Source organism: Chloroflexota bacterium (assembly GCA_016875535.1).
In the GTDB taxonomy this organism is placed as follows: Bacteria; Chloroflexota; Dehalococcoidia; order SHYB01; family SHYB01; genus VGPF01.
In genome coordinates this window covers 1-21,918 of sequence record VGPF01000020.1, presented here as the reverse complement: position 1 = coordinate 21,918, position 21,918 = coordinate 1, and the positions used below count along the sequence as shown (strand labels likewise).

Annotated in this window: 21 protein-coding genes and 1 pseudogene; 16 read left to right on the top strand and 6 right to left on the bottom strand. The window is 65.2% G+C overall.

Annotated elements, in window-relative coordinates:
• Positions 1-69: 69 nt before the first annotated feature.
• The 9 genes from FJ039_07105 (at position 70) to FJ039_07065 (ending at position 9,551) form a co-directional block, all read left to right on the top strand.
• Complete coding sequence (locus FJ039_07105; GenBank protein MBM4405931.1) at positions 70-1,290, top strand: zinc-binding dehydrogenase; 1,221 nt, start codon at positions 70-72, stop codon at positions 1,288-1,290.
• Positions 1,291-1,550: 260 nt separating this feature from the next.
• A complete protein-coding gene (locus FJ039_07100) occupies positions 1,551-2,270 on the top strand; it encodes a CPBP family intramembrane metalloprotease (protein ID MBM4405930.1) in 720 nt (239 codons plus the stop codon).
• Positions 2,271-2,280: 10 nt separating this feature from the next.
• Positions 2,281-3,099, top strand: a complete 819-nt coding sequence (locus FJ039_07095) for a tryptophan synthase subunit alpha (protein ID MBM4405929.1) — start codon at positions 2,281-2,283, stop codon at positions 3,097-3,099.
• On the top strand, positions 3,096-3,509 hold the full coding sequence (aroH, locus tag FJ039_07090) for a chorismate mutase (GenBank protein ID MBM4405928.1): 414 nt from the start codon (positions 3,096-3,098) through the stop codon (positions 3,507-3,509). The genes FJ039_07095 and aroH overlap by 4 nt, the downstream gene beginning before the upstream one ends.
• A gap of 29 nt (positions 3,510-3,538) precedes the next feature.
• Positions 3,539-4,582, top strand: a complete 1,044-nt coding sequence (gene aroF / locus FJ039_07085; GenBank protein ID MBM4405927.1) for a 3-deoxy-7-phosphoheptulonate synthase — start codon at positions 3,539-3,541, stop codon at positions 4,580-4,582.
• 14 nt (positions 4,583-4,596) lie between these two features.
• Positions 4,597-5,550, top strand: a complete 954-nt coding sequence (locus tag FJ039_07080; protein ID MBM4405926.1) for a bifunctional riboflavin kinase/FAD synthetase — start codon at positions 4,597-4,599, stop codon at positions 5,548-5,550.
• Complete coding sequence (locus FJ039_07075) at positions 5,547-6,773, top strand: tyrosine--tRNA ligase (GenBank protein ID MBM4405925.1); 1,227 nt, start codon at positions 5,547-5,549, stop codon at positions 6,771-6,773. The genes FJ039_07080 and FJ039_07075 overlap by 4 nt, the downstream gene beginning before the upstream one ends.
• A 93-nt stretch (positions 6,774-6,866) precedes the next feature.
• Positions 6,867-7,973, top strand: a complete 1,107-nt coding sequence (locus tag FJ039_07070) for an alanine--glyoxylate aminotransferase family protein (GenBank protein MBM4405924.1) — start codon at positions 6,867-6,869, stop codon at positions 7,971-7,973.
• The gene (locus FJ039_07065) at positions 7,974-9,551 is read left to right on the top strand and encodes a phosphoglycerate dehydrogenase (GenBank protein ID MBM4405923.1); all 1,578 of its coding nucleotides are present in this window, start codon (positions 7,974-7,976) and stop codon (positions 9,549-9,551) included.
• A gap of 4 nt (positions 9,552-9,555) precedes the next feature.
• Here FJ039_07065 and FJ039_07060 read toward each other — a convergent pair whose 3' ends face one another.
• From FJ039_07060 to ligA, 3 genes are all read right to left on the bottom strand, one after another.
• Positions 9,556-9,840 carry a DUF1232 domain-containing protein gene (locus FJ039_07060; protein ID MBM4405922.1) on the bottom strand — a complete coding sequence of 95 codons (285 nt, stop codon included), beginning with the start codon at positions 9,838-9,840 and terminating at the stop codon, positions 9,556-9,558.
• Between the two features lie 168 nt (positions 9,841-10,008).
• A complete protein-coding gene (locus FJ039_07055) occupies positions 10,009-10,617 on the bottom strand; it encodes an aminoacyl-tRNA hydrolase (GenBank protein ID MBM4405921.1) in 609 nt (202 codons plus the stop codon).
• Between the two features lie 3 nt (positions 10,618-10,620).
• Positions 10,621-12,630, bottom strand: a complete 2,010-nt coding sequence (gene ligA, locus FJ039_07050) for an NAD-dependent DNA ligase LigA (protein ID MBM4405920.1) — start codon at positions 12,628-12,630, stop codon at positions 10,621-10,623.
• Between the two features lie 181 nt (positions 12,631-12,811).
• Between ligA and folP the strand changes: the two genes are divergently transcribed.
• Entirely contained in the window at positions 12,812-13,585 is a 774-nt protein-coding gene (folP, locus tag FJ039_07045; GenBank protein MBM4405919.1) for a dihydropteroate synthase, read from the top strand.
• The gene (gene folK / locus FJ039_07040) at positions 13,582-14,136 is read left to right on the top strand and encodes a 2-amino-4-hydroxy-6-hydroxymethyldihydropteridine diphosphokinase (GenBank protein ID MBM4405918.1); all 555 of its coding nucleotides are present in this window, start codon (positions 13,582-13,584) and stop codon (positions 14,134-14,136) included. Before folP ends, folK begins: the two co-directional genes overlap by 4 nt.
• Here folK and FJ039_07035 read toward each other — a convergent pair.
• Together FJ039_07035 and FJ039_07030 are read right to left on the bottom strand one after the other, a co-directional pair.
• The gene (locus FJ039_07035) at positions 14,133-14,330 is read right to left on the bottom strand and encodes a Trm112 family protein (protein ID MBM4405917.1); all 198 of its coding nucleotides are present in this window, start codon (positions 14,328-14,330) and stop codon (positions 14,133-14,135) included. The two genes, folK and FJ039_07035, sit on opposite strands and share 4 nt — an antisense overlap.
• 10 nt (positions 14,331-14,340) lie before the next feature.
• A complete protein-coding gene (locus tag FJ039_07030) occupies positions 14,341-15,783 on the bottom strand; it encodes a hypothetical protein (protein ID MBM4405916.1) in 1,443 nt (480 codons plus the stop codon).
• Between the two features lie 90 nt (positions 15,784-15,873).
• Here FJ039_07030 and FJ039_07025 point away from each other — a divergent pair, with 90 nt between their 5' ends.
• Positions 15,874-16,794 carry an NAD(P)-dependent oxidoreductase gene (locus FJ039_07025; GenBank protein MBM4405915.1) on the top strand — a complete coding sequence of 307 codons (921 nt, stop codon included), beginning with the start codon at positions 15,874-15,876 and terminating at the stop codon, positions 16,792-16,794.
• 81 nt (positions 16,795-16,875) lie between these two features.
• Positions 16,876-17,685, top strand: coding sequence for an SDR family oxidoreductase (locus FJ039_07020; protein ID MBM4405914.1), 810 nt, complete (start codon positions 16,876-16,878; stop codon positions 17,683-17,685).
• Positions 17,686-17,829: 144 nt separating this feature from the next.
• Here FJ039_07020 and FJ039_07015 read toward each other — a convergent pair whose 3' ends face one another.
• A complete protein-coding gene (locus FJ039_07015; GenBank protein MBM4405913.1) occupies positions 17,830-18,849 on the bottom strand; it encodes a hypothetical protein in 1,020 nt (339 codons plus the stop codon).
• A gap of 161 nt (positions 18,850-19,010) precedes the next feature.
• On the opposite strand from FJ039_07015, the gene FJ039_07010 reads away from it, so the two are divergent.
• The 3 genes and pseudogenes from FJ039_07010 (at position 19,011) to FJ039_07000 (ending at position 21,569) form a co-directional block, all read left to right on the top strand.
• Positions 19,011-19,871 carry a 3-hydroxybutyryl-CoA dehydrogenase gene (locus FJ039_07010; GenBank protein ID MBM4405912.1) on the top strand — a complete coding sequence of 287 codons (861 nt, stop codon included), beginning with the start codon at positions 19,011-19,013 and terminating at the stop codon, positions 19,869-19,871.
• A 3-nt stretch (positions 19,872-19,874) separates the two neighbouring features.
• The gene (locus FJ039_07005; GenBank protein ID MBM4405911.1) at positions 19,875-20,783 is read left to right on the top strand and encodes a hypothetical protein; all 909 of its coding nucleotides are present in this window, start codon (positions 19,875-19,877) and stop codon (positions 20,781-20,783) included.
• Positions 20,780-21,569, top strand: a pseudogene (locus FJ039_07000) (SDR family oxidoreductase). The gene FJ039_07005 and the pseudogene FJ039_07000 overlap by 4 nt, the downstream one beginning before the upstream one ends.
• Positions 21,570-21,918 lie beyond the last annotated feature (349 nt).

The window sequence follows — 21,918 nt, the reverse complement described above, 5'->3', positions numbered from 1 at the left end:
TCGGAGCGGCCGAAGGAACGACGAGTTTGTAGACCCTTCGCTCCCTGGCGGTCCCGATGGGGAATCGGGATGAGGACAACCAGGAACGCTCAGTGTGACAGAGATGCCGCACCGCACTACGCCTCCGCCCCTGCGCCTCCGTGCTATCCTGCGCCCATTCCACGCTGGAGCAGCGCCATGGCATCCACTGGCAGGCTCGCCGTCTTTCATGGGACCAAGAGGCCCTTCACCATCCGCGAATTCCCTTTGCCTTCCCTTGAGCCCGGCTCCGTGCTGGTCAAGATCTCCATGGCCAACATCTGCGGCTCCGACCTCCACATCTGGCGCGGCGATCTCCCCGGCTTTGATAACAAGGAGTCTACCGTTGGACACGAGATGTCCGGCCGCATTTATGCCCTGGGCCAGGGCAAGACCACGGACTCCCTCGGCCGCGCGCTCAAGGAAGGCGACCGGGTCGTCTACCAGTATTTCCAGCCGTGTCTCGCCTGCCCCATCTGCCTCAGCGGCGTCACCCGCGCCTGTCCCAACCGCCACGCCAAGCGCACCTTCGGCGAGTGGCCCTACTTCACCGGGGCCTACGGCGAGTACTACTACGTGCCGCCGGGCCGCGCTCTCTTCAAGGTGGAAGACGACCGCATCCCGGACAATATCGTCGCCTCCGTGAACTGCGCCTTCTCCCAAGTGATGCAAGGCTGGGTGACGGCAGGTCTGAAGTTCGGGCAATCGGTCGCGATCCAGGGCGCAGGCGGACTGGGCCTCTACGCCACCGCCATCGCCAAGGAGATGGGGGCCGCGCCCATCATCGTGCTGGACGCGCTGGAAGGACGCCTCGCCCTCGCCAGGGAGTTCGGCGCCGATTATGTCATCAACGCCGGCCAGGTGAAGAGCGCGGAGGAGCGCGTGGCAACCATAAAACGCCTCACCGACGGCCTAGGAGCCGAACTGGTGGCCGAGCTGGTAGGCTTCCCGAGCGTGGTCCAAGAGGGATGGGACATGCTGCGCCCAGGAGGTCATTATGTTGAGATCGGCAACATCAACCGGGGCATGACCATGCAATACGACCCCTCGCAGATGGTCTTCGGCAACAAGACGCTCCACGGCATCGTCCTCTACGAGGCGAGCATCATGCCCAAGGTCCTCGATTTCGCATCCCGCACCCTGTCCAAGTACCCCTTCCACAAGATCGTCTCCCACACCTTCCCGCTCACTGAGATAAACCAGGCCTTCCAGCAATCGGAATGGCTCGGGAAGGCCCAAGAGAGGATATCGAGAGCGGCCGTAGCCCCCTAAGCCCGAGAGAAGCCAAAGAGCTTCGGGGTGAGAACCTTGCTCCTCGATCCTCGCTTTGCGCCTCTGTGGCGCCTGTGTTATAGTAGCCACATCCCTTTGGGAGAGCCGCCGTGTCTCAGTTCGCCTACTACTTTGGAGGGTTTTACGGGCGCCTAGCCTAGGCTACGGTAACTGAGCGCGCACCTTGCAATGAACAAGGCCTCCGGTTACCGGGGGCCTTCTTACTTTGTAGGGGCCGCGTTCCAGCCATTGGAAGACATATGGCAATCGGAAGCATACCAACCCGCAAAGCTCCTCCCGCCAAAGCGCCGCCGCGCCTGCCGTGGGGCACCCGCGAGGTCGCGAAGGCCGTCTCCGTCATCATCGTCGGCATGCTCGCTCTTGTTGTCCTCGCGGCCTCCGTCGCCAAGAACGTGGACCTCAGCAAAGCGCCCCTAGGCCTCATTCTTTCCGGAGTGATTCAGATCGTCCTCATCTTCACCACGTGGCGCTTCACCGTGGCCGATCGGCGCGGCCGCTGGCGCGATCTCGGCTTCCGCAAGAAGCTCCGCAGAGCCACCTGGGGCTATGTGCCCATGGGCATCGCCTGCTGTCTCGTCATCGCCATGATCTACGGGCTGATCGCTCAAGCCACCGGGATCGACGATCGCCTCAAGCCCGAATTCCTGGACGATCCGGCCCACGCCTATTTCTTCGCGGGCGGCCTCCTCGCCATCGCCGTCGCCCCCGTTGTGGAAGAGACCTTCTTCCGCGGCTTCGTCTTCGCCGGCCTCTCCCGGGAGATGAAGTTCTGGAGCGCCGCCTTCTTCAGTGCCATGCTCTTCACCCTCGCCCACTTGGAACCGGCCCTCTTCGTCCCTATCTTCCTCATCGGCCTCCTCATGGCCTACGTCTATAAAAGGACCGGCTCCCTCTGGATCAACATCCTGGTCCACATGGGCTATAACGCCACCATCTTCGCCATCGCCGTATTCGGGTGATCCCACAGCAATGAGCCGCATAGAACAGACATTCGCGGAGTTGAAGCGCCGGGGCAAGACGGGCATCAGCGCCTATCTCACCGTGGGCTTTCCCAAGCTCGATTCCACGGTGCCCATCGCCGAGGCCATCGTGCAGGCCGGGGCTGACATGCTGGAGCTGGGCATCCCCTTCAGCGACCCCCTGGCGGACGGCGCCACGATCCAGCGGACCAACCAGGCTGCTTTGCAGAACGGCGTCACCCTCGGCGCCTGCCTTGACGTCTGCGCCCAGCTGCGCAAGCGCCTGCCGAACACCCCCCTCATCCTTATGGGTTATTACAACCCCATCTTCGCGATGGGCTTGGAGGACTTCGCCTCCCGCGCGGCTGCGGCAGGGGCCGATGGCGTTATCGTGCCGGACCTGCCGCCTGATGAGGCGGGACCTCTGCTTGCCGCGACGCGCCCCAAAGGGCTGGACGTCATCTTCCTCATCGCCCCTACCAGCACGGAGCATCGCATCATCCAGGTGGCCAAGGCCAGCAGCGGCTTCGTCTATTGCGTCAGCCTCACCGGCGTCACCGGCGCGCGGGCGGACCTGGCCTCCGGCCTGCCCGAGTTCCTGGCGCGGGTGCGCAAGCATTCGCGCCTGCCCCTGGCGGTGGGCTTCGGCGTCTCCACCGGCGATCACGTGCGCGCCGTTGGCCAGCATGCGGAGGCCGTCATCGTCGGCAGCGCTCTCATGCAGGCCGTCGAAAGCGGCGGCCACGCAGGCGCGGCCCAGGCCGCCAAGGCCTTCATCGCCTCCCTCAGCCAAGGAGCGACGAAGGGCGCGGCGGAGGCGCGGCGATGACGGCGCGAGGCATCCGAGGCGCGACGACGAGCGAGGAGAATACGAAGGAGTCCATCCTTCGCAATACGCGCGAGCTGCTTGAGGCGATGATGGAGGCGAACGGGCTGAAGAAGGACGCTATCGCCTGCGCCTTCCTGACCACCACGCGCGACCTGAACGCCGAGTTCCCGGCGGTGGCCGCGCGCCAGATGGGCTGGACGGATGTGGCCCTCCTCTGCGGGCACGAGATGGAGGTTCCCGGCGCGCTGGCGAAGGTGGTGCGCATCATGCTGGTGGCCAACACCGCCAAGAGCCAGAAGGCTATTAAGCACGTCTACCTGAAAGAAGCAATCAAGCTCCGGCCGGAGATGAACTCCAAGGCAGGAGCAGTGAGCAAGAGCCGGACGACACGGCGTAAAAACCAGACCTGACCACAGGTGAAGGAATCAAGGAGGACGAGATGATCGTTGTCATGAAGCAGGGCGCCACGCAGGAAGAGATAGACGGCGTCTCCAAGCGCGTGAAGGAGGCCGGGCTGCGCACCAGCGTCGTCACCGGCGCCGAGCGCACCATCGTCGGCATCATCGGCGGCGCAGTCAGCCCCGATCTAGGCAGCTCCCTGGAGCGCCTGCCGGGCGTGACGCAGGTGCTGCGCGTCTCGCGGCCCTACAAGCTGGCCAGCCGCGAATTCCACCCGGACGATACCGTGGTGAAGATCGGCGACGCCTACATCGGCGGCGAGCATCCTGTGATGGTGATGGCCGGCCCCTGCTCCGTCGAAACGGAGAAGCAGGTCGTCGAAGTCGCCAAGGCCGTCAAAGCCGCGGGCGCCAAGGTTCTCCGCGGCGGCGCCTTCAAGCCCCGCACCTCCCCCTACAGCTTCCGCGGCCTCAAGCTGGACGGCCTCAAGCTCCTGGCCAAGGCCCGCGAGGAGACCGGCCTGCCCGTCATCACGGAGGTCCTGGACACCCGCGATGTGGAGGTCGTCCACAAGTATTCGGATGTCCTCCAGGTGGGCGCGCGCAACATGCAGAACTTCAACCTACTGGACGAAGTGGGCAAGCAGCACAAGCCCGTCCTGCTGAAGCGCGGCCTCTCCGCCACCATCGAAGAGTGGCTCCTGGCCGCCGAGTACGTTCTTGCCCAGGGCAACCACAACGTCATCCTCTGCGAGCGCGGCATCCGCACCTTCGAGACCTACACCCGCAACACCCTCGATCTCAGCGCCATCCCCGTGGTGCGCAAGCTCAGCCACCTGCCCGTCGTCTCCGATCCCAGCCACGGCACCGGCAAGTGGTACCTCGTGCCGCCCATGGCCGCCGCTTCCGTGGCCGCAGGCGCCCACGGCCTCATCATCGAAGTCCACCCCAACCCGGACCAGGCGAAATCCGACGGCGCGCAGTCGCTGACGCCGGAGAACTTCGCCTACATGATGGAGCAGGTGCGCGCCATCTCGAAGGTGCAGGGCCTTTCGCGCAAGCCGCTCACCGCGGCCAAGGCCTAGCCGCACCCGGGCGCATGACGCTCGCAGCCGCCATGGCTCCCAACCCCGTCTCCGATCTAGCGGCCGTCCGGCCTGCCAAGGATACAGCGCTGACCATCGGCGTCTTCGATGGCGTCCACCTGGGCCACAAGCACCTCATCGGCCAGGTGCGCGCCGCTGAGTCCGGCGGCCTCGCCTCTGCGGTAGTGACCTTTCGCAATCACCCGCGCACCGTCCTCAACCCGGAGGTGCAGTTCCCCTATCTCTGCCCGCTCCCGGAGCGCCTCGCGCTCCTGCGCGCCACCGGCGTTGACCACGTGGTGCCGCTCACTTTCACGAAAGAGCTCTCGCAGTACACGGCGCGCCAGTTCGCCGAGATGCTGGTCACATCGCTCCGCATGCGCCTCCTCATCGTCGGGCCGGACTTCGCCCTCGGCAAAGGCCGCGAAGGCACCGTCCCGGTGCTCCAGGGCATCGGGAAAGAGCTCGGCTTCCGCGTGGAGACGGCCTCCGCCTTCCTCCACAAGGGAGCCATCGTCAGCAGCACGGCGGTGCGCAAGGCCCTGGCAGAAGTCGACGTGCAACAGGCGGCGGAGCTGCTGGGCCGCACCTACGTCGTCACCGGGACCGTCGTCGTTGGCGATAGGCGCGGCCGCACCATCGGCTTTCCCACCGCCAACGTCAAGAGCGACCCGGAGCTGGCGATCCCGGGCGATGGCGTCTATAGCACCATCGCCGTCGTCGGCGGCAGGCGCTACGGCGCGGCCACCAATATTGGCGTGCGCCCCACCTTCGGGCATAATGCGCGCACCTTCGAGACCTTCATCATGGACTTCTCCGGCGATATCTACGGCAAGGAGATCACTATCGAGTTCCTGGCGCGCATCCGCCCAGAGATGAAATTCGCAAGCATCGAATCCCTGGTGGCCCAGATGAGGAAAGACGTCGAACAATCGCGCGCGCTGACCGCCCCGAGGCTCAAGTCATGAGCGCCCGCATCCCTACGAACGCCGAACGGCACGCCATCCTCAACCGGGGCGTCGCCGATATCATTTCCAAGGAGGTCTTCACCCGCCTCCTCAAGGCCGGCAAGCCCCTGCGCCTCAAGCAGGGCTTCGACCCCACGCGCCCCGACCTGCATTTGGGGCATGTCGTCGGGCTGCGCAAGCTGCGCCAATTGCAGGAGCTGGGCCACACCGTCGTCCTCATCGTCGGCGATTGGACGGCCCAGATCGGCGATCCCAGCGGCCGCTCGGAGATGCGCACTATGCTCTCGGCGGAGGAAGTCGCTCAGAACGCCGAGACCTATCTGCACCAGTTCTTCAAAATCGTTGACCCCAACAAGACCGAGGTGCGGCGGCAGACGGAGTGGTTCAACCACTTCGACCTCAAAGACGTCATCCAGCTAACGCGCAAGTTCACCGTGGCGCAGCTGCTCAAGCGCGACGACTTCGCCAAGCGCTTCGCCGCCGACCAGCCCATCGCCATCACAGAGCTCCTCTACCCGCTCCTCCAAGCCTACGACTCCGTCATGGTCCAGGCCGATGTGGAGTTCGGCGGCACCGACCAGCGCTTCAACAATCTCCTCGGGCGCGAGCTGCAGGAAATCTCAGGCCAGCGTCCCCAGCAGGTCTTCCTCGTGCCCATCCTCGTCGGCACGGACGGCGCGCAGAAGATGAGCAAGAGCCTGGGGAACTACATCGCGGTGAACGATTCGCCCAACGATATGTACGGCAAGGTGATGTCCATCCCGGATAAGCTCATCGGCAGCTACTACGAGCTGCTCACGGACGTGCCCGATGCGGAGCTTGCCGGCATCGTGAAGCAGGTCGAATCGGGCGCCGTAAACCCCATGACCCTGAAGAAGCGCCTGGCCGCCCTCATCACGGAGCAGTTCCACGGCAAGGCCGGCGCGCAGCAGGGCGCTGAGCACTTCGAGCGGACGGTCCAGCACAAGGAGCGCCCGGCCGATATGCCCACCATCGCCCTCCCCTTCGGCGGGGCAACGGCTGAGGTCAACGTCGCCAAGCTTCTCCATCGCGCGGGCCTTGCGCCCAGTGCCATGGAAGGTCGGCGCCTTGTCCAGCAAGGCTCCGTGAAGCTCGATGGGCGTAAACTAGAGGCGCACGAGCAGTCGGTCGTCGTGAAGCCAGGGGCAGTCATCCAAGTCGGTAGCCGCCGCTACGTCCAGGTCGTCTCGGAGGCCTCCTAGCTGCTTTCCTTCTGGACAACAGGAGAGAGAACGGTCGTAGCCGTTGATTTGTGGTAAAATTCACAAGCGTATCGCCTTCGTAGGAGTCTCGCCATGAACCTTCGCATTCCCGGACCAACGCCGGTCCCCCAAGAGGTCCTTTCAGCCCTCAGCGGGCCCATGATCAACCATCGCGGCCCGGAGTTCGCCGCCATCCAGAACAAGGTGACCGAGGGCCTCAAGAAGGTCTTCGGCACAAAGAACGATATGATCATCCTCACCTCCTCCGGCACAGGCGGCCTGGAGGCGGCGATGGCCAACACCCTCTCTCCAGGCGAGCGCGTCGTCGTCATCTCCATCGGCGAGTTCGGCGAGCGCCTCATCAAGATCGCCAAGGCCTACGGCGCCGATGTCGTCCCCGTCTCCTTCCCCTACGGCTCGGCCGCCGACCCGGACAAGGTGCGCCAGGTCCTCAAGAGCGAGACCAAGGTCAACACCGTCTACCTCACGCACAATGAGACCTCCACCGGCGTCACCAACGACCTGAGATCCCTCGCCAAGGTCATCAAGGGCGAGTTCAACAAGACCATCGTCGTTGACGGCGTCAGCAGCATCAGTTCCCTGCCTCTGCCCGTGGACGAATGGGAGATAGACATCGCCATCTCCGGCTCCCAGAAGGGCTGGATGACGCCTCCCGGCCTGGCGATGCTCAGCGTCAGCCCCAGGGCCTGGGAGACCATCGCCAAGGCCAAGTGCCCGCGCTTCTACTTCGATCTGAAGATGGCCAAGGAGTCCGCCGATAAAGGTGAGACGCCCTGGACGCCCGCCATCAGCATCTTCTACGGATTGAACACGGGCCTCGACCTCCTCTTCAAGGAGGGGTTGGGCAGCGTCTACGAGCGCCACGCCTCCATCGGCGCGCACACCAGGCAGGCCGTCAAAGCGATGGGCCTCCAGCTCTTCGCCGATGAGCGCTATGCCTCCAACACCGTCACTGCCATCAAGATCCCGGAAGGCGTGGACTGGAAGGCCTTCAACACCACGATGCGCAAGGAGCACGGCGTCGTCCTCGGCGGCGGCCAGGGCGCCATCGCGGGCAAGATCTTCCGCATCGGCCACCTGGGCTTCTTCACCCAGAAGGAGATTGACGACTGCCTTGCGGCGGTCAAGACCGTCATGGGTACAATGGGCGGACTGAAAGCCCCCGCAAGGAGCGCCTAAGTGCGAGTCCTGGTCGCTGACCCCATCGCCGAAGAGGGGATACGCCTGCTCAGGGAGGCCGGCCACCAGGTTGACGTGAAGACGGGCCAGAAGCCCGATGCCCTCGCCGCCGCCATCGGGGACTATGACGCCCTGGTGGTGCGCAGCGAGACCCAGGTCACCGAAGCCATCCTCAGCAAAGGCAGAAAGCTCTCCGTCGTCGGCCGGGCGGGCGTCGGCATAGACAACATAGACGTTCCCGCCGCCACGCGCCACGGCATCCTGGTCATCAACGCTCCCACGGCCAACATCATCGCCGCCGCGGAGCACACTCTGGCCCTCCTCCTCTCCATGGCGCGCCACGTTCCCCAGGCTCACCAGAAGCTCAAGGGCGGCCATTGGGGCCGCAAAGAGTTCACCGGCACCCAGCTGCGCGGCAAGACCCTGGGCATCATCGGCCTGGGGAAGGTCGGCACCGAGGTCGCCAAGCGCGCCCGCGCCTTCGATATGCGTGTCCTGGGCAACGACCCCTTCGTCTCGGAGGAGCGCGCAAAGAGCATGGGCATCGAGCTGGCCGATAAGGAGACCGTCCTGCGGGAGTCCGATTTCATCTCCGTCCACGTTCCTATGACCTCGGCCACCAAGGGGCTCATCGGCAAAGAGGAGCTGGCGAAGGTGAAGCCCACGGTGCGCTTCCTCAACACGGCGCGCGGCGGCGTCATTGACGAGCAGGCCCTCTATGAGGCCGTCGAGGCCGGGCGCGTCGCCGGCGCGGCGGTGGACGTCTTCAGCGAAGAGCCGGCGAAGGAAAGCGTCCTCTTCAAGAGCGAGAAGATCATCGTCACGCCCCACCTTGGCGCATCCACCAATGAGGCGCAGGCCCTGGTGGCCGTGGAGCTGGCCGAACAGCTCCTGGACGTCTTCAAGGGCCGCCCCGCTAAATACGCCGTGAACGCCCCAGTGGTCGTCCCCGATGCCCTGGCCATCATCACGCCCTTCGTGGATGTGGGCATGCTCCTGGGGCGCGTCGCTACCCAGCTCGCCCAGGGCCAAGTCAACGCCATCGTCATCCGCTACGAAGGCGAGATCGCCAAGCACGATTCGCTCTTCATCAAGGCGGGCGTCGTCGGCGGCCTGCTGGCCCCCATCAGCGAAGAGCGAGTCAACGCCGTCAACGTCAACCACATCATCGCGCAGCGCGGCATGAAGGTGAGCGAGCAGAAGGGCGCCGAATCAGGCGCCTACCGGAACCTCCTGGCCGTGGAGCTCCACACCAGCCAGGGCGTCACCACCGTCGCGGGCACCAGCGCCTTCGGCCACACCCACATCGTCCAGGTGAACGATTACCGCATGGACGTGCGCGTCAGCAACGGCTACATGCTCTTCATCGAAAACCAGGACCAGCCGGGCATGATCGGCGCCATCGGCACCATCGCCGGAAAGTCGGACGTGAACATCAGCTTCATGGAAGTGGGCCGCCTGGACCGCCGCGGCAAGGCCATGATGGCCATCGGCCTCGATGAGCCGATGCCCGATGCCGCGCTGAAGCAGATCCTGCAGATCAAGGGCATCCTCAGCGCGCGTCTGGTGAAGGCCTAGCTCCCTACGCCCCCGGCGCTTTCGCCTTCTCCCTGCATTCAGCCACAACGGCCTTTGGAACCAACTTCAGCGCGAGCAGCACCAGCCCAGGCACCACGATGAGGTCGTCGAACTGGCCGAGGACAGGGATGAAGTCAGGCACGAGGTCAATCGGCGAGAGCAGATAGGCCAGCGCAACCACCAGCAGCACTTTGCTGAGGCGCGGCGTCTTTGGGTGCTTCGCAACGAGCCGGAGCACGTTGATCTCTCGTTTGATTCGAGCCGCGGCGCCCTTCAGCCTCTCGAACACGTCTTCACTGCCTTACAAGTCCCTTGGACTCACTATCTTTCGTCTCTGATCCCTGCGAGTATCAACCCGTCAGGCCTTGATCTCCGGCCCCTTCACCGCCCGGTATATCCGGTAGATGATCCTTCTGATCTGTGTGTCTCTATGGCGATCTGTGGATGAGTCCTTCCGCTATCCGTTGAACTTGTTCATCGCGCCGGCGATCCCCTTGGCGATGATCTCGTCCAAGGCGTCGCAGGCGCGGGCGATCGTCGCATCCAGCGCCGCTTGCTCCGCCTTCGTGAATCCCTCCAGCACATAGTCCACCGCCTCTTTCCCCGCCGCCTCCGGCCTGCCGACGCCGATGCGCATCCGCGCGAACTCCTGCGTCCCCAGCCGCTCGATGATGGACTTCATCCCGTTGTGTCCGCCCGCCGACCCGGCGGCGCGGATACGGATGCGCCCCAGGGGCAGGTCCAGATCGTCATAGACGATGATGAGGCGCTCCTTGGCGATGTGATGCCGCTGCGCCAGCTCGCCCACCGCATCGCCGCTCAGGTTCATATAGGTGCGCGGCTTCGCCACGATAACGCGCACCTCCCCTTCCCTGAGAGGGAAGGGGCTGGGGGTTAGGTCGAATTTCCCCTCCCCGTACAGATAGGCCGACTTCTTCTTTTCGATGGCGATCCGGTGCCGCGCCGCCCAGGCCTCGGCCGCCATGAACCCGGCGTTGTGGCGCGTCTTGGCGTACTTCGCCCCTGGGTTGCCGAGGCCGACGATGAGCCAGACTTGCGAGGCCATCGGCTACTTCCTCCCCAGGAGTTTCAGGAAGGCCTGCTCGTCTATCGTCTTCACGCCCAGCTTCTCCGCCTTCTGCAGCTTGGAGCCGGCCTCCGCGCCCACCACCAGGTACGTCGTCTTCTTGCTGATGCCGCTGCCCACCGTTCCGCCCGCCTCGCGGATGGCGCTCTCCGCCTGCTCCCGGCTCATCGTCTCCAGCGTGCCGGTCACCACCAGCGTCATGCCCGCCAGCGTCTGCGGCCCGGCGAGCGCCTTGCGCTCGTAGCGCGGGTCCACGCCCATCTGCTTTAGCCGCTCGATCAGCGCAACGTTCTTGTGCTCCTTGAAATGCAGCGCGATGCTCTCCGCGATCTTCGGCCCGATGCCCGGCACATCGTCTATCTCCTCCACCGTCGCCCTCGCCAGCTCGCCAATCGTCATGAAGCGCTCCGCCAGGAGCTTCGCCGTCTCGGAGCCGACGTGCCGGATGCCCAGGGCGAAGATGAGCCGGTCCAGGGAGCGCGCCTTGCTCACCTGAATGCCCTCGATCAGGTTCTGGGCGCTCTTCGGCCCCATGCGCTCCAGTTCGGCCACCTGGTCGGCCGTCAGCGTGTAGAGGTCGGCCAGGCTCTTCACCAGGCCCGACTTGATGAGCGCATCGGCCAGGGATTCGCCCAGCCCTTCGATGTCCATCATGCCGCGCCCGGAGAAGTGCTTGAGCAGCTCGTAGAACTTGGCGGGGCACTCGGCGTTGATGCAGTAGCGCATCGCCTCGTCCGGGTCGCGCTCCACCGCGCCGCCGCAGACGGGGCACTGCTCCGGCATGTGGAACTCTCTCTCTTTGCCCGTGCGCCTGCTCACCACCGGCCCCACAACGTGAGGGATCACCTCTCCGGCGCGCACCACCGTTACCCAGTCGCCGATCTTCAGCCCCTTGCGGGCGATGTCGTCCTCGTTGTGGAGCGTCGCCATCTTCACCATCGCCCCGCCGATGTCCACCGGCTCCAGGATGGCGAAGGGGTTCAGGCTCCCGGTGCGCCCCACGTTGATGCCGATGTCCAGCAGCTTGGTGATCGCCTCGGTAGCCGGGAACTTGTAGGCCACGGCCCAGCGCGGCTCCCGGCCAACATCGCCCAAGCGCTTCTGCAGGTCCAGGCTGTTCACCTTCACCACCACGCCGTCCGTCCCGTAATCCAGCCTCTCGCGGCGGGTGGACCATTCGTTGTAGAACTCCTGCACCTCGTCCAGCCGCTTGCACAGGCGGCTATCGCCGCTGGTGCGGAAGCCCAGCTCCTTGAACTTTGCCAGCGTCTTCCAGTGGCTATCGGGCATCGCGCCGCCTTCGGCCCAGCCCAGGGCGTAGATGAAGACGTCTAGGGGCCGCGAGGCCGTGATGCGCGGGTCCAGCTGCCGCAGGCTCCCGGCGGCGGAGTTGCGCGTGTTGGCGTAGAGCGGCCCCCCGGCCTTGGCGCGCTCCCGGTTCATCTTCTCGAAGCCGGACTTGGTCATGTAGACCTCGCCGCGCACCTCGAAGCGCTGGGGCGCCTTGGCCTTCGGCACGGAGAGCGGGATGCTGCGGATGGTGCGAAGGTTCTGCGTGATATCTTCGCCCTTCAGGCCGTCGCCCCTCGTCGCGCCCGTCTTCAGCAGGCCGTCCTCGTAGACCATCGCCACCGCCAGGCCGTCGAACTTCAGCTCGCAGACCATCTCGAAGGCCGCGCCGCCAAGGAGCTTCGTCGCCCTGACGCGCCACGCCTTCAGCTCGTCGGCGTCAAAGACGTTCCCCAGGCTCAGCATGGGGATCCTGTGCGTGACGGCGCCGAAGGCTTCCACCGGCGCTGCGCCCACGCGCTGGGTCGGCGAATCGGGCGTGACGAGCTGGGGATTGGCCTCCTCCAGCTCCTTCAACTCCCGCATCAGCCTGTCGAACTCGGCGTCGCTGATCTCCGGCTCGTCCAGGACGTGATAGCGATAGTTGTGGTGGTTGATGAGCCTGCGCAGCTCTTCGATGCGGCTCTGGACTTTGGAAGCCATCCCTGGGGTCCGCCTCGTCGCGTGAAGGTGGCAAACGCGTACCGATTGTAGCACGCTGAACCGGGAAGGCGGGCCGCCCTGTGCTACAATCCTCCCCTGGAGCTGCGCCGTGGCCCACGCCGAAAAGTCCCGCACCGTCATCCGCGGACGCCCCTTCGCGTGGGGAAGCCGCACCTACGTCATGGGCATCCTGAACGTCACGCCCGATTCCTTCTCCGGCGACGGCCTGGCCAGCGATGTGAAGGCCGCCGCCGCCAGGGCCAAGGCCTTCGAGAACGACGGCGCGGATGTGATAGACATCGGCGGCGAGTCCACCCGGCCCGGGGCCAAGCCCGTCGGCGCCGACGAGGAGATGGGGCGCATCCTGCCCGTCGTGAAGGCCCTCACCTCGGCCACCTCCCTCCCCTTGAGCATAGACACCTACAAGAGCCAGGTGGCCGCCGCGGCGATCCGGGACGGCGTCGCCATCATCAACGATGTCTGGGGCCTCCTCCACGATGCGCGCATCGCCGAAGTAGCCGCCAAGCGCGGCGCGATCCTGGTGGTGATGCACAACCAGCACGGGACCGACTACGAGGACTTCGTGCCGGACGTCCTCCAGAGCCTGGCCCGCAGCCTGGAGCTGGCCTACCAGGCGGGCGTCCCCGGCGAGCACATCATCGTGGACCCCGGCTTCGGCTTCGGCAAGACGCCCGCCCAAAACCTGGAGCTGCTGCGCCGCCTGGATGAGTTCAAGAGCCTGGGCCATCCCCTGTTGATCGGCACGTCGCGCAAGTCCACCATCGGCCTCGTCCTCGATCTCCCGGTGGGCGAACGCCTGGAAGGGACGGCGGCCACCATCGCCATCGCCATCGCCAAGGGCGCCGATATGGTGCGCGTCCACGATGTGAAGGCCATGGCCCGCGTGGCCAAGATGAGCGACGCCATCGTGCGCGGCTGGACGGCCCCCGAATGAGCGCCCCCGTCGCCGTCTACCTGGCCCTGGGCTCCAACCTGGGCAACCGCGAGCGCAACATCACCCGCGCCGCCGAGCTCCTCCGGGAGCGCATCGCCGATCTGCGCCTCTCCTCCATCTATGACACCGTGCCGGAAGGCTACACCGCTCAGCCACGCTTCCTCAATGCCGTCTGCGCCGGCAAAACGGCGCTCTCTCCCCAGGCATTGCTGGACTTTGCGAAGCAGCTGGAGCGCCACATGGGGCGCGTTCCCGGCGGCCCTCCCATGAGCCCCCGCCCTTTGGATATTGACATCCTCTACTACGGCGATGCGGTCATCAACACGCCGCCGCTCGTCATCCCGCACCCGCGCATGGCCGCCCGCGCCTTCGTCGTCGTTCCCCTGGCGGAGCTCGACCCGGATGTGACGCATCCCGTGCTCGGCAAGACCGCGCGTGAACTTGCCGATGCCGTCCGCGGACAGGCGGACATCAAACTCTTCGATCGGGAGGCGGCCTACTGGGCCGGGCTCAAGCGCGGCAAACAGCGCATCCCGCTGAGGGACAGCTAGCCCTTCCCCATGCTCGCCTGGCGCAGGTCCGGCGGCAGCAGCACCGGTATCCCATCGGCGATCGGGTAGCTCTCCTTGCACCCCGTGCAGCCGAGGCTCCCGACACCCACCTCGTCGCCGCTCTCGCCCGTCTCCAGGCGCAAGGGACTTGCGCAGGAGGGGCAGCGCAGCTTCGCAACCAGGGCGCGCTTCATCGCCGCGGCGCTACTTGATGTTCGCCATGCGCTTCGCGTAGGCCAGCGCGGAGGCGATATCGTACTCCCGCTGGATCGCCAGCTTCTCCGCCTCCAGCGAGCCTTCGGCGTGGATCGCCAGCACCGCGTGGTAGCCGCCGAACTCCGTCGCCGTCAGGTCCGCCACCAGGTGCATCGCCTTCAGGCGGTCCTCGGCTGAGACGCCCTTGCGCCCGCCCAGGTAGCGGCGGATATCCTTCGCCAGCGTCGCGTTCTTCATATCCTCTTCGCCGGGGGCCGTCACCACCAGCCCGCCCGCGATGTCCTGCACGATGGCCAGCGCCTGGTGATAGTTGTGCGCGAACTGGAACTTCGCCACGTTGGAATACATCCGGTTCGGCACCGCGAAGCCTGGCTCCACCGTCTTGGCCGTCACGGCGGCGTAGCCCAGCAGCCCCTTCACCGTCTCCGTGTACGTCGCCAGCCAGGTGAGCTTATCGCGGACGTGGCTCACTCGGGAGATGCCGTTCTGGTCGGCAAGAAGCAGTCCCGCTCCCACCAGCAGGTCCAGGAGCGGCTGCTTATAGGAGACGGCGGTGAAGCGATGGAAGTCCACAAAGGCCAGGGCAAGCGGTCCGGCGAACTGGTACTGGCCGTCCATGAAGATGCGCTCGTTCGGCACAAAGACGTCGTCGAAGATCGTCGTCGTCTCCAGCATCAGGTGCTTGTTGCTCAGGGGGAACTGGAAGTCGTTCTCCTTGGGCTGCGAGTACGCGCTGGTGATGAGGCGCAGGCCCTTGGTGTTCATCGGAATGGCGAAGGCGACGGCGTAGTCCTTGTCCTTCTCATCGAAGTTGCGCGTCGGCAGGACGATGAGCTCGTTGCTGTTCACGGAGACCGAGGTGTGCAGCTTCGCCCCCCGCACCACGATCCCGTCCTTCCTGCGCTCCACCACGCGCAGGTAATAGTCCGGGTGCTCCTGCTCGCTGGGGCGCAGCACCCGGTCGCCCTTGGCATCCGTCTGCGCCACGGCCACGGCCAGGTCGTTATCGGCGCAGTGGCGGTAGAAGCGGTGGACGCGCTCGTAGAAGTGTGTGCCCAGCGCCTTATCCATCTGGCGGGAGACGATGTGCAAGGCGAAGAGCGCGTCCGTGCCGATCTCCTTGATCAGCGTCACCATCGTCTTCCCCTCCCGGGTGGCGAGGGCGATTAGCTCTGAGCGCTTCAGGAGGTCGGCGGTAGTCTTGGGCGGCAGGTACAGCCGGCTGATCGGGTTCCCCGTCTCCGGGTCCTTCACCACGGCCAACTCTTTGTGCTTCGGGTCTTCCGCCAGGTGGTAATCTATCGCGGCATGCTCAACGGCGATGCGCAGAAAGGGATGCTTGGTGACATCCGCCACCTTCTTCCCCTTGTAGTAGACGGCGCGGCCATCGTTGAGGCTTTTGATATAGTGCGCCGGTGTGCGAAGACCCATAACGGCCCCCTATGCGTTGCGATGGCGTCATGATACCCTCCCGGGGCCGATGCGTCGAGCCGCGAATCAGGAAAATCAGGAGCGTTGGGTATGATCAAAGGCGAAACGATCCTCATCACCGGGGCGGCCGGCCGCGTCGCCTTCCCCATCGCGCGGGAGCTCGCCAAGTACAACCGCGTCTACGGCATGGCGCGCTTCCGCAACCCCGCCGACCGCGAGAAGCTGGCGGCCCACGGCGTCATCCCCGTCCAAAAAGACCTGGGCAAGGCCTCCTTCGACGACCTCCCCGGCGACGTCACCTATATCTTTCACGCCGGGGCCGCCATCAGCAAGGAGGCCGCCCTGGATTGGCAGTGGGCCTTTGAAGTGAACGCCCACGCCACCGGGCGCCTCATGTCGCGTTACAAAGGCGGCAGGCTCAAGGGCTTCCTCTACTGCTCCACCGGCTCCCAGTACGATTACCAGGGCCAGCGCCCCTTAAAGGAGTCGGACAGGCCCGGCCTCCACAACCACAACTACAGCCTCTCTAAGATCGCCGGAGAGGCGGTGGTCAACTTCGCCTGCAACGAGTTCAAGATGCCGGCGACCATCATCCGCATCTTCTCCACTTACGGCCCCACCGGCGGCGCGCCCTACGACCGCATGAAGGCCATCGTGGAAGGCCGCGAAGTGGCCCTCTACAAGGAGCGGCCGAACAACTACAACCCTATCTTTGAGGACGACTACGTTAACCTGGGCATCAAGGCGATGGAGGCGGCCCACGTCCCGGCCCTGACGGTGAACTGGTCCGGCAGCGAGACCGTGAGCGCCGAGGACTACTGCGAATACATCGGGAAGCTGGTGGGGAAGAAGCCCAAGATCGTCTATAACGACACCGCCTATTGGCCCATCTGGCCCGATACCACCCTCATGCACCAGGTCCTGGGCAGGACCAAGGTCAACTGGAAGGACGGCTTCAAGCGCATGGTGCGGGCCGCCTATCCCGATATGCAGCTGAATGAGGCGGACTAGCCGGGCCGAAGCCACGTTGGTGCAACGGGCGCAACGTGCTATGCTCCCCGGCGCACACCAGAGGCGAACCGAGGTAGCTCTATGATTTCACTCCAGTCCTACTCCCTCCAAGGCAAGACGGCCATCGTCACCGGCGCGGGCCAGGGCATCGGCAAGGGCATCGCCGAAGCGCTGGCGGCCCTGGGGGCGAACATCGTCATCGCCGAGCAGAACCCCACCACCTGCAAGCAGACGGCCGATGCGCTGAAGGCCAAGGGCCACAAGGCCCTCGGCATCGTCACGGACGTGCTGAGCGCCGCCTCCGTGGACGCGATGGTCAAAGCCGCCGTCAAGGAGTTCGGTCAGATAGACATCCTGGTGAACAACGCCGGCGGCATGGGCAAGACGCGCCCCAAGCCCCTGGTGCAGATGACGGAAGAGGACTGGGACTTCAATTGGGCGCTCAACGCCAAGGCCCATTACATCACCATCCACGCCATCGCGCCTGTGATGGTGAAGCAGGGCAAGGGCGGCGCCATCGTCAACATCGCCTCCATCGGCGGCTCCATAGGCCATGAGAACCTCACGCCCTACGGCTCGGCCAAGGCCAGCCTCATCAACATGACCGCCGCCGTCGCCGGCGAGCTCGGCCCCCACGGCATCCGCGTCACCGCCGTCTCCCCGGGCACCATCGTCACACCCCTCACCCAGGCCGCCGAGCCCCTGCGCCAGGGCTTCACCGAGAAGACCGCCGAGATGACGCCGCTGCGCCGCCTGGGCAACCCGGACGATATCGCAGGCGCCGTCGCCTTCCTCTGCTCGCCCGCGGCGAGCTTCATCACCGGCGTCAACCTGCTCGTGGATGGCGGCCGCCTCGCCTGCGCCCGCATCCCCGTCAACCCGCAGTTCTAGCCCTTGACGCCCTGAACGCTCCTGGTCTGCCAGGAAGCGAAGGGTCTACGAATATCGTTCCTGGGTTGCCTCTGCAACCCAACGCCTCGTAGTTCCTTCGGGCGCTCTAGCGCTTCGCGCCAGAGGCCCTCAGGATGACGGAAGTCATTTCGGCCTGGACACCACCAGCTTCGCCGGCATCACCGTCCACGCCTGGGTGCGCATCACCGCCGCCATCTCCACGAACTCCTCGTTCCCCTGGGTGTAGCGCTTCGTCACCGCCCCCTCGATGCGGATCGTGTCGCCCGGGTGCAGCAAGGCGCACTCAGGCCCCTCGATCTTCCTCAGGTCGTATTCGCCGTTCGTCCAATCGTCCGCGAAGCGGTTGAAATACGAGAGCGTGCACAGCAGGCTGTTGTACATCGAAACCACCCCGCCATGCGCGCGCACATGCTCGTTATCCACGTGATAGATATTCCAATCGCGCATCGCCGCGGCGGCCCGATAGAGCATCAGAGGCGTGTTTTCGAAGACCAGCGTTTGCATCGGCTTCTCTCCCGCCAGGTGCGGCGGCAGCTTGTAGCTCGATGCGTCTTCATAGATGCCCGGAAGAAAGCCGTGCACAAGCTTTTCCGGCGGGCGCGGGCCTGCTTCATAGATGAACGTCTGGATCTTGTTCGTCCCCACCAGCTCGCCGTTCTGATTCCGCCACTCCATCTCTTGCTTCACCGCGTAGCCCTCGCCGACGCCCGTAGCCCTTGGGCCTTCGATGCTGATGAGCCGTGAACGATTGCGCAAGCGGTCGCCGAGCTTGATCGGTCTGTGAAACTCAGGACCGAGGAACGTTGCAACGGCCCCGCCGAGCTTGTAGTTCTGGCGCAAGTAGAGATATGGCGTGAGCGCAGGCTTTTGCGCTGGAGGCAACTGGGCAAGGATATGAGCAGGCCGCCACGTCAGCTGCATCGTCATCGCCATCATCGCGATCGGCGGCGCGATACGAACGCCGTGGCGGCTCTTGGCCGCATAGGCGTCATCGGTGTAGAGCGGGTTCGAGTCCTGGAACACCTCGCACCAGTGGTCGAGGAACATCCGGTCGAGGACGACAGGCGCGACATTTTCAGGACCCCACTGGCCGATGGTGGCCCTGACCTCCGCTGGCAGCTCTTGTGCTGTCGGCAACTTCATAGACGCCTCCACGCATACGCGATAGGCGGATTATAGGGACTGCAACGTTGACTCGAATCAGGGCGGTTGCTACACTCCGCGAGATTCCTCATCGCACCGGCGCCTCTCTACTTTGGCGCCTTGCGAACCTCCCAACAACGTATCGCTGCAAGGAGCCCCACATGAGAGAAAACACCGTAGGCGTCATCGGCGCCGGGACCATGGGCGCAGGCATCGCGCAGGTCGCCGCCCAGGCCGGGAAACACGTCCTCCTCTGCGATGTCTCCATCGAGCGGGCCAACGCCGCCATAGCGGGCATCAAGAGCGGCATGGCCAAGCGCGTCGCCCAGCAGAAGATGGCCCAGGCCGACCTGGACAAGACGATGGCGAACCTGAAGGCCGTCCCCGGGCTGGCGAGCCTGAAGGAATGCGGCATCGTCGTCGAAGTCGTCTTTGAAGAGTTCGAGGTGAAGAAGAAGACCTACGCCGAGCTCGCGCCCCACCTGGGGCCGGATACCCTCCTCTGCACCAACACCTCCACCATCGCCATCACCAAGCTCGCCACGGCGGTCAAGAACCCGGAGCGCTTCGTCGGCACCCACTATTTCAACCCGGTGCCCGCCATGCGCCTGGTGGAAGTGATCCACGGCGTCAGGACGGGCCAGGCGGCGGTGGACCAGGCCGTCGCCTTCTGCAAGGCGATCGGCAAGACGCCGGTGGTGGTCAAGGACTCGCCCGCCTTCATCGTGAACCGCATCGTCGGGCCGATGATGAACGAGGCCTGCTTCCTCCTGATGGAGGGCGTCGCGACCAAGGAAGATATTGATACGGCGGTGAAGCTGGGCCTGAACCACCCGATGGGCCCCTTCGAGCTGGCCGACCTGGTGGGGCTCGATATCTGCCTCCATGAGATCGAGCTGATGTATGAGCAGTTCGCCGACTCCAAGTACCGCCCCGCGCCCCTGCTCAAGCAGATGGTGATGGCCGGCTACCTGGGGCGCAAGACCGGCAAGGGCTTCTACGACTACCCGGCCAAGGCCTGACCTGTGTTCCGCATCGGCAAGCTCTACCACGTCATCCACGTCGTCTCGGACATCGAGGCCGCCGAGCGCTGGTATAACGACGTCTTCGCCGTAGACTGGTTCCAGCCCAAGGCCTACTCCGATATCGAGATGCGCGAAGCCTCCCTAGGGCTCATCGGCGATTTCGTCATCGAGCCGATGATGCCGGGGAAGAACCCCGGGGCGGAGACGCGCCCCACGGGACGCTTCCACGCGCGCTTCGGCCAGCACCTGCACTCCCTCGCCTTCTTCGTGGACGATCACCAATCGCTCTATGAGCGCCTCAGGCAGAACAACGTGCGCATCGTGGGCAGCGCGGGCGCGGGGACGGACAAGGCGCCTCCCGGCGGCGCATTCTTCACGCACCCCAAGGACACCTTCTGCCAGTTCGAGATGATGGACGGCAGACGCACCGAGCGCGACCCGCGCTTCATCAAGAAGGGCTGGTCGGCGCGGTATTGGCGCGATGAGCATCCCCTGGGGATCGAGCTCACCTCGCACTGCACCGTGCTGGTGAAAGACCTGGCCAAGGCCCGCGCCCTCTTCACCAACGCCATGAACGCGACCTTCCTCTTCGAAGAGGCGTCGGCGGCCACGAAGTGCGCGAGCGCCTACGTGCTCCTGGGCGAAGGGACCGTGGTGGAGCTGGCGATGCCCCAGGCCAAGGACTCCCTCGCCGGAGAGGACATGGAGAAGAACGGCGAGATCGTCCACGCCGTCACCTGGCGCGTGAAAGACCTGGCGAAGGCCCAGCGCCACCTGGAGAGCAAACGCCTCCGCACGCGCCGCTTGGGAAACGACACCATCATCATCGAGCCCGCCGATGCCTTCGGCGCCGTGCTGGGCTTCACCTCGCGCCGCCTGCCGAACGATCCCAGGAAGCCGACGCCGTGAAGCTCAAGGACAGGGTCGCCATCATCACCGGGGGCAGCTCCGGCATCGGCAAGGCGGCGGCGGAGCTCTTCGCCAGGGAGGGCGCGCACATCGCCGTCTTCGATATCTGGCCCGCAGGCGGCGAGGCGACGGTCGCGCGGGTGCGCTCCCTGGGGCGGGAGGCTCTCTTCGTCAAGTGCGATGTCTCATCGGAGGCGCAGGTGGAATCGGCCGTCGGCCAGGTGGTCCAGCGCCTCGGCAGGATTGACATCCTCTTCAACAACGCCGGAGGCGGCGTGAGCCCGGACGACCCGCCGCAGGTCCGCGGCGCGACGCCCATTGACCAGATGAGCGAAGCCGAATGGGACAAGGTGGTGGACAGCCACCTGAAGGGCTGTTTCCTCTGCTCCAAGCACGTGGTGCGCCAGATGAAGCGGCAGAAGCCAGGCGGCGCCATCGTCAACACCTCGGCGGTGGCTGGACTCGTGGGCGTGCGCTTCCAGCATGCTTATGGCGCGGCCAAGCACGGCATCATCGGCCTGACGAAGGAGATGGCGCTGGAGCTTGTGGACGACGGCATCCGCGTGAACGCCGTCGCGCCCGGGGCCACCGTGACCAATATGCTTCGGCAGAACAATAGAGAGGTTCCCCAGGCAACGCTCGACGGCCTGAAGCAGCGCTATCCCATGATAGCGCGCCGCCCAGCCGGAAGAGATCGCCAACGGCGTCCTCTTCCTCGCCTCGGACGATGCCTCCTTCGTCACCGGCGCGGTGCTGAGCATAGACGGCGGCCTGGTGGCGGGATAACCTCCTGTCATCCTGTCAAAGACACCGGAGTTTCGGGGAGGGCCTCTGGTGCGAAGCACGTGAGCGCCCCTCTCCGGATTGCTGGCCTACCCGAAGGGCTCCGATCTCTATCGGAGAGGCCAGCCCATCCCCTTGGGGCGCTCCGGTGCGGCTCCGATGCAGCATGCGGTCCGAGCAGTCCGGACTCATAGGAATGAGAGTGAGGACACGCGCTCCGGTGAAGCACACGGAGTCCTTCAGAAAGGACCGCGTTCGTCCGATGTAATCGGACCGCCCCTACAGAGGATGGTGGGTTGCAGGAGCAACCCAGGCGGCGTAGGCCCGTTCGTCGTGGTGATTGGGGATCGCC